Below are 775 nucleotides of genomic sequence, written 5' to 3'. Positions count from 1 at the left end.
CGCCTGGCCTCCCACTTCCGCGCCTTCGCCGAAGCCCTGGTGGCCCAGCCCGAAGCACCCCTGGCCTCCGTCTCCTTCCTCTCCGAGGACGAGCGCCGCCAGCTGCTCGTCGACTGGAATGACACCCACGCCGACTTCCCCGACGGTGCCTGCGTCCATGAGCTCTTCGCCGCCCAGGCGCGCAAGACTCCCGACGCCGTCGCCCTCCGCTTCGGCGACGCGCACCTCACCTATCGCCAGCTGGACGAGCGCTCCAACCAGCTCGCCCATGCCCTCGTCGCCCTGGGCGTCGGGCCCGACACGCCCGTCGCCCTCTGTCTGGAGCGCTCCTTCGAGTTGCTCATCGCCCTCTTCGGCGTCCTCAAGGCCGGCGGGGCCTACGTGCCCCTGGATCCGGCCTACCCTCGTGAGCGACTGGCCTTCATGCTGGAGGACTGCGCCGCTCCCGTCCTCCTCTCCCACTCCTCGCTTCGCCACGAGCTGCCGCCCTACGCAGGCCACCTCCTCTGCCTGGATGAGGAAGCCTCTCGCCTCGCCAGTCAGCCGGTGGAAGCGCCCACCTCGCGCGTGACGGCGGAGAACCTGGCGTACGTCATCTACACCTCCGGCAGCACCGGCCGCCCCAAGGGCGTCATGGTGGCCCACCGCGGCGTGCCCAACCTCACCCTCGCCCTGGCTCGCGCCACCGCCTTGCGCCCCGGCCAGCGCGTCCTCCAATTCGCCTCCTTCAGCTTCGACGCCGCCGTCTATGAGGTGACGCTCGCGCTGCTCTCCG

General features: G+C 71.0%; 1 protein-coding gene. It reads left to right on the top strand.

The genetic code is table 11. The features are described 5' to 3' along the window. Positions 1 to 775 (top strand): AMP-binding protein (locus D7V93_RS43685; protein ID WP_158623992.1); only part of this gene is annotated, 775 nt, incomplete at both ends.

Origin of the sequence: Corallococcus llansteffanensis (assembly GCF_003612055.1) — a bacterium.
Classification (GTDB): domain Bacteria; phylum Myxococcota; class Myxococcia; order Myxococcales; family Myxococcaceae; genus Corallococcus; species Corallococcus llansteffanensis.
This window is presented reverse-complemented; position numbering and strand designations above follow the sequence as displayed.